The organism is Acidisoma sp., from assembly GCF_035492295.1.
Lineage (GTDB): Bacteria > Pseudomonadota > Alphaproteobacteria > Acetobacterales > Acetobacteraceae > Acidisoma.
The window spans coordinates 1-8,671 of sequence record NZ_DATJJK010000292.1; the positions used below are offsets into that span (position 1 = coordinate 1).

9 protein-coding genes are annotated in these 8,671 nt (G+C 67.5%); 3 read left to right on the forward strand and 6 right to left on the reverse strand.

The genetic code is table 11. The features are described from left to right. The 3 genes from VL752_RS21900 to VL752_RS21910 form a co-directional block, all read right to left on the reverse strand. Positions 1-671: FAD-dependent oxidoreductase (locus VL752_RS21900; RefSeq protein WP_325358741.1), on the reverse strand; the 671-nt coding region annotated here is incomplete at its 3' end. 32 nt (positions 672-703) lie between these two features. Continuing rightward, positions 704-2,035 (reverse strand): tRNA uridine-5-carboxymethylaminomethyl(34) synthesis GTPase MnmE, encoded by a 1,332-nt coding sequence (gene mnmE / locus VL752_RS21905; protein ID WP_408863199.1) that lies wholly within the window; start codon positions 2,033-2,035, stop codon positions 704-706. 21 nt (positions 2,036-2,056) lie between these two features. Further along, positions 2,057-2,431 (reverse strand): (2Fe-2S) ferredoxin domain-containing protein, encoded by a 375-nt coding sequence (locus VL752_RS21910; RefSeq protein WP_325358745.1) that lies wholly within the window; start codon positions 2,429-2,431, stop codon positions 2,057-2,059. 201 nt (positions 2,432-2,632) lie between these two features. On the opposite strand from VL752_RS21910, the gene VL752_RS21915 reads away from it, so the two are divergent. Together VL752_RS21915 and VL752_RS21920 are read left to right on the forward strand one after the other, a co-directional pair. Beyond that, the gene (locus VL752_RS21915; RefSeq protein ID WP_325358746.1) at positions 2,633-3,154 is read left to right on the forward strand and encodes a methylated-DNA--[protein]-cysteine S-methyltransferase; all 522 of its coding nucleotides are present in this window, start codon (positions 2,633-2,635) and stop codon (positions 3,152-3,154) included. Continuing rightward, entirely contained in the window at positions 3,151-4,122 is a 972-nt protein-coding gene (locus tag VL752_RS21920) for a quinone oxidoreductase family protein (protein WP_325358748.1), read from the forward strand. The genes VL752_RS21915 and VL752_RS21920 overlap by 4 nt, the downstream gene beginning before the upstream one ends. A gap of 40 nt (positions 4,123-4,162) precedes the next feature. Here the strand turns inward: VL752_RS21920 and grxC are convergent, their stop codons facing one another. The 3 genes from grxC to VL752_RS21935 form a co-directional block, all read right to left on the reverse strand. After that, positions 4,163-4,414, reverse strand: a complete 252-nt coding sequence (gene grxC / locus VL752_RS21925) for a glutaredoxin 3 (protein WP_325358750.1) — start codon at positions 4,412-4,414, stop codon at positions 4,163-4,165. Between the two features lie 11 nt (positions 4,415-4,425). Further along, the gene (locus VL752_RS21930) at positions 4,426-5,259 is read right to left on the reverse strand and encodes a ComF family protein (RefSeq protein WP_325358752.1); all 834 of its coding nucleotides are present in this window, start codon (positions 5,257-5,259) and stop codon (positions 4,426-4,428) included. A 64-nt stretch (positions 5,260-5,323) separates the two neighbouring features. Next, the gene (locus tag VL752_RS21935; protein WP_325358754.1) at positions 5,324-7,966 is read right to left on the reverse strand and encodes an MMPL family transporter; all 2,643 of its coding nucleotides are present in this window, start codon (positions 7,964-7,966) and stop codon (positions 5,324-5,326) included. Positions 7,967-8,283: 317 nt separating this feature from the next. Between VL752_RS21935 and VL752_RS21940 the strand changes: the two genes are divergently transcribed. Further along, a partial coding sequence (locus VL752_RS21940) for a 3-hydroxyacyl-CoA dehydrogenase NAD-binding domain-containing protein (RefSeq protein ID WP_325358756.1) occupies positions 8,284-8,671 on the forward strand: 388 nt, incomplete at its 3' end.

Sequence of the window (8,671 nt, forward strand, 5' to 3'; positions counted from 1 at the left end):
TCGATGCTGGCCTTTTCAAGACGGGGCGGCGTTCCGGTTTTTAGGCGCGCCACGGGCAGGTCCAGGCCACGCAGCCTGGCGGCCAGCGGCAAAGCCGGGGCTTCGCCGATGCGCCCGCCGGGTGATTTGTCACCGCCGACATGGATGGTGCCGTTGAGGAAGGTGCCGGTGGTGATGACGACGGCGCCGCAGGCAAAGCGCTGTCCGGTGGCATCCAGCACAGCGGCAACCCGGCCCTCGGCATCGATCTCAAGATCCGCCGCTTCACCCTCCCGAATGGTCAGCCCCTCTTGGGCCGCGAGAAGTTCCTGCATCACCCGGCGATACAGGCCACGGTCCATCTGGGCGCGCGGCCCGCGCACCGCCGGGCCCTTGCTGCGATTCAGTACTTTGAAATGAATGCCCGCCCGATCGGCCGCGCGGCCCATCACCCCGTCCAGCGCGTCGATCTCGCGTACCAGATGCCCTTTGCCGATGCCCCCAATCGCCGGGTTGCATGAGAGCGCGCCGATAGTCTCGATCCGATGGGTCAGCAGCAGCGTGCGCGCGCCCATCCGGGCGGCGGCGGCGGCGGCCTCGCATCCGGCATGACCACCGCCCACAACCACCACGTCAAAGTCGTGCGGGTTCGAGGGATGAAAAAGCCTCGTCTTCGTCGCTGTCCTGTCCATGGCGCGGTCATACAGCCGCGCGCATCGAACCGCTACTTTCCGATGCAGAAATCACCAAAGATGCGGTCCAGCAGTGCTTCGACGCCGATGGCACCGGTGATGCCGCCGAGGGCGGAGAGGGCCAGACGCAACTCTTCCGCGCGCAATTCGGGCTCATCCAATGCCACTGCCCTGGTCAGGTTCTCCTGCGCTTCCGCGAGCAAGGAACGGTGGCGCTGTCGTGTCAGGGCCGGCGGCCCAGCCCGCGCGGTCGCCGCGCGCGCGATTGCACTGAGCCGCTCGACCAATTCCCCCATGCCAAGACCGGTGCGCGCGCTGACGACGATCTCGGCACCGTCGGGCTGCCCGCCGAGATCTGCCTTGGTCATAATGGTGAGCCGGGGCGGTTCATCCTCCGTATGCACGCCTGCCTGCGATTCCGGCGCATTTGCGCGCTCATCGGGCGCGTCCGGGCTCCGCAGAACAAGCACGAGATCGGCCTGTGCGGCGCGCGCGCAGGCGCGCCGCACACCCTCCGCCTCCACGGGGTCATCTGTCTCCCGCAGTCCCGCCGTGTCGATCAGCGTCACCGGCGCGTCGCCCAGAACCAGCTGCACTTCGAGTGCGTCGCGCGTCGTCCCGGGCAGAGGCGAGACGATCGCCACCTCGCGCCCCGCGAGCGCATTCAAAAGCGTCGACTTCCCGGCATTGGGAGGACCCTGGATGACGAAGACAAGGCCCTCGCGCATCTTTTCGCCACGTCGACCATCGGCGAGATGGGTCGCAATCTCCGCTGACAGGATATCGATCGTGCGGATCAGGGCCTGCTCCACCTCTGCGGGAAGATCCTCGTCCGGGAAATCGATCAGCGCTTCCTGATGGGCGAGAACACCGGCGAGGCGGTTCGACCAATCCTCGTACACCCGGCCCAGAGCGCCCTCCATCTGGCGCAGCGCCTGCCGCCGCTGCCCGGCCGTCTCGGCCATGACGAGATCGCCGATCGCCTCCGCCTGCAGGAGGTCCATGCGGCCATTGAGGAAGGCACGACGGCTGAACGCACCGGGCTCGGCGAAGCGCAGGCCGAGCGCCAGCAGCGCTTCGGTAACGCCTTCCAGCACCGCTCGCCCGCCATGCAGATGCAGTTCGGCCGCATCCTCACCGGTATAGGAGTGGGGCGCGGGAAACCACAGCACCAGCGCCTCGTCCAGCACCTCTCCCGTGCCATCGCGCAGACGGCGGAGGCTTGCGGTGCGGGGACGCGGCAGAGAGCCGCCGAGGGCGATGATGGCCGCAGCAGTGGCCGGGCCGCTCAGCCGCACAGCGGTTACCGCGCCGCGGCCTGCGGCCGTCATCGGGGCGAAGATCGTCCGCTCACTCATGCCCAGGCTCCGTTCTCCGGGGTCCCGTCAGGCCGAACGCTCGGGTGGCAGCCGTAAACTCTCCGTCCGGCCACCCAGCCGGAGATGCTCCTCGATCACCCGGTCGACATCCGCCCGGTTCTCCACCCGGTACCAGGTTCCGGCCGGATAGATGACGAGGCAAGGCCCTTCTTCGCAGCGGTCAAGACAACCTGCCATATTGACCCGCGCATGGGGAATGCCGGCTTCCTTCACGCGCGCCTTCATATAGTCGCGCAACGCTTCCGAACCGCGGGCCGCGCAGGAGCCGCGCTTATGGCCGTCTGGCCGGCGGTTGCAGCAGACGAAGATATGGGCGTCGAAATAGGGCGGCGGATCGTTGCGGTCCTCGCGTTGAGCCTGATCCTGCTCGGGGTCGTCCATCCACTCGATCCTGTTTATAGTTGATGAGACAATTTTATGGTCATGTGCGGCCGGCTTTTCTGGCCGCACGACATCGTTCTTCTGCCGTAGCCCGGCGCGTCCGTCCACTCGCCCGGCGGTCGTTCCCATGCCGCCGCGCGCAGTGCTTGACAACCGGCGGGCACGAGCGTCGCATGCAGCGTCATTTGGTCGGACGGAGCCTTGCCGCAACTCTCTTTGCACACGCCGGTCGGTCCCGTCACGATTTCGGCGGAGGACGAGACCATCGTCGCGGTCGATTGGGGCTGGGGCCGCGACCAGGAGGCGACCCCGGTCTTGCTGCGCACGAAGGATTGGCTCCACGCCTATTTCGACGGTGATGTAAAGCCCATGGACCTGCCGCTCGACCCTTTCGGCACAGCCTACCGGCGCCGCGTCTGGAAGGCGATCGGAGAGATCCCCTGCGGTGCCGCCTGGAGTTACCGGCGTGTCGCCGAGACGGTCGGCGGCTCGCCGCGCTCGGTCGGGACGGCCATGGCGACGAATCCCATCCCCCTTCTGATCCCTTGTCATCGCGTGGTCGGCAGCGGTGCGTCGGGGAGACTGGTGATTGGTGGCTACAGCGGCGGTGAAGGCATCGAAACCAAGCGCTTCCTGCTCGATCATGAGGCCCGGATCGCGGGTTTCGCGTCCGGCTGGACCGGCCGTCCTGCGGCCGCGGGATTGCAAGAGGTCCTGCTATGAGCCACGCCATCCGGGTGCTCGCGACCGGCGGGCCGGAGGTCCTGCAATGGGAGCAGGTGCCGACGCCGGAACCCGGTCCTGGCCAGGTCCTCATCAAGCAGGCGGCGGTCGGCCTCAATTTCATCGACGTCTATTTCCGTAGCGGCCTTTACAAAACGCCGCTCCCGATGACGCCTGGCATGGAGGCGGCCGGCACCATCCTGCGCCTCGGCCCAGGTGTTGCGGATCTCCGCGAAGGCGATCGTGTCGCCTATGCCTCCATGCCGCTTGGCGCCTATGCCGAGCATCGTGTGATGCCCGCCGACCGGCTCGTGCACCTGCCGGACGGGCTCAGCTTCGAAACCGCGGCCGGTATGATGATGACCGGCCTCACCGCCCAGTTTCTGCTCCACCGGACCTACAAGGTCGCGCCGGGTGATACCGTCCTCATCTACGCCGCGGCGGGCGGCGTCGGCCTCGTTCTCTGCCAATGGGCGAAGCATCTCGGCGCCAGCGTCATCGGTGTGGTCTCCCGGGAATCGAAGGTCGCGCTGGCAGCCAGCCATGGCGCCGACCATGTGCTGCTCGCGCATGAGGACATTCCCGCGCGCGTGCGGGACATCACAAGCGGCGCCATGGTGCCGGTGGTCTATGACAGTATCGGCCGTGACACCTTCGAGGCGAGCCTCGACTGTCTTGCTCCCCTCGGCATGATGGTGAGCTACGGCAATGCCTCTGGCCCGGTGCCGCCGGTCGACATCTCCCAACTCGCGGCCAAGGGAAGTCTCTTTCTCACACGGCCCAGCCTGGTCACCTATACCGCCAAGCGCAAGGCGCTGCTTTCCGCCGCCGAGGCGCTGTTCGCCGTGGTCGAAAAAGGCATTGTGCGGATTGAGGTCGAGCAGACTTTTCCGCTTCGCGACGCCGCCGAGGCTCATCGCGCCCTTGAGGCCCGACAGACCACCGGCAGCACGGTTCTTCTGCCCTGACGGCGCGGGAGAGCCGACAGCGCCGGCTCCACGACGGCCATCAGGCGAGAAGGGGATCGAGCTCGCCCTTGCGGTCCAAAGCGACCAGATCGTCACAGCCGCCGATGTGCCGGCCGTCGATGAAGATCTGCGGCACCGAACTGCGCCCCGCCCGGGACATGGATTCTGCCCGCGCCGGGGTGCCGTGCGGGGCGTCGATCTCCCGGTAGCTGGCGCCCTTGCTGTCCAGCAGCTGCTTGGCGCGCGCGCAATAGGGGCAATAGGGCTGGGTATAGACTTCGATCTCGGCCACGGTCATCTCCTTCAGACGCTTGTAAAATCGTCTGCGTCTTCGCTGTGGACAAGAGCCTCCGACGATATTCGCCCCTGCCGGCGGCGCGGGTCCGGCACCCGCGCTACGACCAGTACGTCGACGCGGGCGACCCCGGCTGCCGCCAGGGCTTCGGCGCAGGCGGAGGCCGTGGCACCCGAAGTCAGGACGTCGTCGATCAGCAGAATGCGCCGGCCGCGCAGCCGCGCCAGGGAAGAGGGGCTGACGGTGAAAGCGCCGGCGACGGCCCGGCGCCGCTCCGCGGCCGACAGCTCGCCCAGCGGCTGGGTCGCGCGGCAGCGCCGCAGGGCATCGGCCGCCCAGGGCCGTGCCGCGAGGGTCGCAAGCCGCCCTGCCAGCAACGCCGCCTGATTGTAGCGCCGCTGCACCAGGCGGCGGCGATGCAAAGGCACCGGCACAAGGAGATCCGCCTCGGCGAGGAGCGGCGCGCCGGCGCGGTGCATGAGCATCGCGAGCAGGCCCGCGAGTTCGGTCCGGTCGGCATGTTTGAATGGTAGCAGCAGGCGCCGCGCCGGCTCGTCATAGGTCAGGGCGGCCCGGGCGCGGGCGAAGCTGGGCGGATGCGCCAGGCATGTGGCGCAGAGCCGCAGGCGGCCGGCCTCGCCTTTCGTCTCGAAGGGCAAGCCGCAGCGCAGGCAGGCCGGATCGGCGATGAAGGTGAGGCTGCCGAAGCAGTCAGGGCAAAGTCTCTGCGGGCCATGGACAAGCATGCCGCAGGAGGGGCAGCGCGGGGGCAGCAGGCAGTCGAGCACGAGGTGCGCGGCCCGCCCCAGCTCCCGGCCCATGAGGGTCTTCAGCGCGGTCATGGGTCATTATGATTCGATTTCGAATCAAATGCACGACCCCCTTTGCGGCTCCGTCACAGGACCGTCATTCCCCGCTGCCCACCGCGCCGCGGGCCGGCGCAACGGCAGCCTGGGCTGGGGCGGCCGAGATGGGCGCCCGCACCATGTAGAGCAGGGCCGGTTCGAAGATGAAGGTCGCGACAAGCGTGCAGGCAAGGCTGCAGAGCAACAGCAGGCCCATGCTTGCCGTGCCCGGATGATGCGAGAAGGCGAGAGAGCCGAACGCCGTCCCCGTGGTGAGCGCGGAGAAGAGAATGGCCCGCGCCGTCGGGGAGGCGAGGAAGCTGCGCTCCCCCGCCCGCCAGTTCATGACGAAATAGAGGTTGAAGGACACCCCCACACCCTGCAGCAGCGGCAAGGCGATGACGTTCGCGAAGTTCAGCGGCAACGGCAGCAGCACGATGATGAGTACCGTCATGAGGGAGGAGAGCACGAGCGGTGCCAGGATCATCAGCACGGGCACGGGGCGGCGCAGAAAGAGGAAGAGGATCGCGGCGATCGCGACGAGGGCGAGGATCGCCGCCTCCCGGAAGGCCCCGATGATGGTCTCGGCGCTTCTGATTACGGTCACCGCTGAGCCGCCGGCCGCGGGGGCGACCGCCGTCACTTGCTGCACGAAGGCCTTCAGCCCACGGCTGTTCATCGCGGCCGTTTTGGGCAGCACCTGGATGCGGGCACGCCCGTCCTTGGTCAGCCAATCGACCTTCAGCGCCTGGGGCAGGGATTGCAGCGTCACCGGCTGGGCCGAAAGCGAGGCGCGGAGATTGTCGAGCTGCTGCGGCAGGAAGGCGGTGAGCGCCGCATTGGCCGCCATCAGCTGGGCATCCGTCTGCCCTTCCAATGTCTTGAGGTCGTGGCCGATGGCGAGCAGCGGACTGTCCGCGGGCAGTTTCGGCCGGGCGCTGTCGATGGCCTTCAGCGTGGTCGCAAGGGCGATGCGGATATCGCCCGCCGTCACCGGCGCCGAGGGGCCGGGATTGAGCGTTGCCGCGAGCAGATCGGAGGTATCGGAAATGGCGTCGAGTTTCGGCTTCTGGTCGGCCGGCACGAAGCTCGCGAGCGTCAGGGCGTGGTCGACCAAGGGCAGCTTTTCCAACCGGTCGGCCAGCGTCGCCGCCTGAGCCACCGAGGGGGCGAGAACGTCGATGCTGTAGGGATCGGTCACCGGATTGTCGAGCAGGCTGCGCAGCGTCTGCATCGCTTCGGAATGCGGATCCTGGGTGTCGAGCGGATCGCTGTCGAAGACAATGTGGGGAATGAGGATGAGCCCGATCAGCCCGAGGACCGCGAAGAGACCGACGACGGTGCGCCGCCGATGCCAGAGGAACATATCGGCCCGCGCCATGCCGGCGAAGCCGATCTCTCCCTTTTCAGCCGGCATGCGGAAAAGCGTAATGAGGGCGGGGAGAAAGGTGATCGTGCAGGCGAAGGCGATGAGCATGCCGAAGCCGGCGATCAGGCCGAGTTCGGCCACGCCCGCGAAGCTCGTAGGCACGAAGGCAAAGAAGCCGGCGGCGATCGCGACGGCGGCCAGGAGCACGGAATTGCCTGCCTTCCGCAGTGTCTGTACCAGCGCCATCTCGGTATCCGCCGCCTCTCGGCGCTCGTCCCGGTAACGCACGCAAATCTGAATCGCGAAATCGACTGCAAGCCCGATGAAGAGCACGGCGAAGGCGACGGAGATCAGATTGAGCGTGCCGATGGCGACGGCCGCGAAGAAGGTCGTGAGCAGCAGGCCCAGCACCAGCGTCAGCATGATCGCGACGATGTAGCGGATGCGCCGCACGGCAAGGACGAGCCAGAGCAGGATGAAGAGGATCGAGACGACGGTATCGGTCACGATCCCTTGGGTCAGGGATGAGAACTGCTGGTCGGCGAGCGCGATCTGGCCGGTGATGCGGAAGTTGGCGCGGCCGTCGGCGATCGTCGGCACGGCCGCCGCGATGCGGCGGAGCGCGTCGGTCGCGGCAGCACCGGGTTCAATCGCGCCGTAATCCTGCACGGGTTGGACGAGGACGAAACGGTCCGGCCCGGCGCGGTCACTCAGCGACCCGCCGAGCAGTTTCTGCCAGGAAACCGGCTCCGGATGCCCGCTTGCCGCCTGCTTCAGCCCCCGATCGAACCCGTCGAGCGCGGTTTTGTAGCCGGACAGATCGACCTGGCCTTGGGCCGCCCCCTGGCCGATAAGGCCGATCGCCGTCAGCAGACCGCGCATGGAGGGATCGGCCGCAAGCTGGCCGATGAAGGGCTGAGCCTGCACGAAGCTGTTCAGCAGCCCCTCGAGGTCTTTCTGGTTCAGGAACAACAGCCCTTCGGTCTTGAAGAAGGGCAGGGCGTCGGGCCGGCGCACGGTCTTGAAATGGGCCTTATCGGCAGCGACCGCCTTCGCGATGGCCGCAGCCGTCGCATCGGCCTCTTCCGGCGTCTTGGCCTGGATCACGCCCACCAGCAGGTCGTTAAATTGCGGGAAGTCGTTGTTCATCGCGGTCTGCGCCTGCCGCCAGGGCAGTTTGGGCGAGAACAGGTCATCGGTATTCGTATCGATTCCGAGATGGCGCGCCGTATAGAAGGCGCTGCCGACCGCGAGGAGAATACCGACGAGCACGACCCACAGCGCATGGCGGCTGCTCAGGCGTGCGATTGCCGCCAGCTTTGACTGAACCCACATCGACGCTTTTCTGTCCTTGTTCAAATTCGAGGCATGCCGGGTCGCGACAAGTCGGGGCGAGGCAGGGCGGATCGGCACGGGTGCCCCCGGCACGGTTCGCTGACGGGCCGCTCCTTCGACCGCATACCGGATAGTCCGGGCAGGGTGAAGATCGCGACGCGCCGGGCAGGGCTGGCCAGGGGCCGAGGCGAGGCAGGGGCCGCCATCACGTTGCCGGGAGCGGCAGCGCCGGACCCGCCGTTGGCAGCAAGGCCAAAGCCGCCGATAGTCGGGGCGGCGGACAAAGCTTTCCATCCAGCACGGCAGGGAGACCAGAGATGACGGTGAGCGGCGATGCGATCGAGAGCCTGGGCATCATCGGGGCCGGGCAGATGGGCAACGGCATCGCGCATGTCGCGGCGCTGTCCGGTCTCGCCGTCGTCCTGATCGATGTGCGGCAGGAGGCCTTAACCGACGCCATGGCGACGATCGGCCGCAACCTTGACCGCCAGGTGCAGAAGGGCGCGGTTACCCAGGAGGCTCGGGCCGCAGCGCTCGGCCGCATCACGACCGCCACCGAGACCGCCGCACTCTCCGGCAGCGACATGGTCATCGAGGCGGCGACCGAGCGGGAGGACGTCAAGATCGCGATCCTTAAAGGCCTCGTCCCCCATCTCAGCCCCGGGGCGATCATCGCGACCAATACCTCTTCGATCCCCATCACCC

Bases quoted from the DNA above. Each gene is read 5' to 3' on its own strand.
- VL752_RS21910 (WP_325358745.1), bottom strand. From the start codon at position 2,431: ATGGACGACCCCGAGCAGGATCAGGCTCAACGCGAGGACCGCAACGAT.
- VL752_RS21920 (WP_325358748.1), top strand. From the start codon at position 3,151: ATGAGCCACGCCATCCGGGTGCTCGCGACCGGCGGGCCGGAGGTCCTG.
- VL752_RS21930 (WP_325358752.1), bottom strand. From the start codon at position 5,259: ATGACCGCGCTGAAGACCCTCATGGGCCGGGAGCTGGGGCGGGCCGCG.
- VL752_RS21935 (WP_325358754.1), bottom strand. From the start codon at position 7,966: ATGTGGGTTCAGTCAAAGCTGGCGGCAATCGCACGCCTGAGCAGCCGC.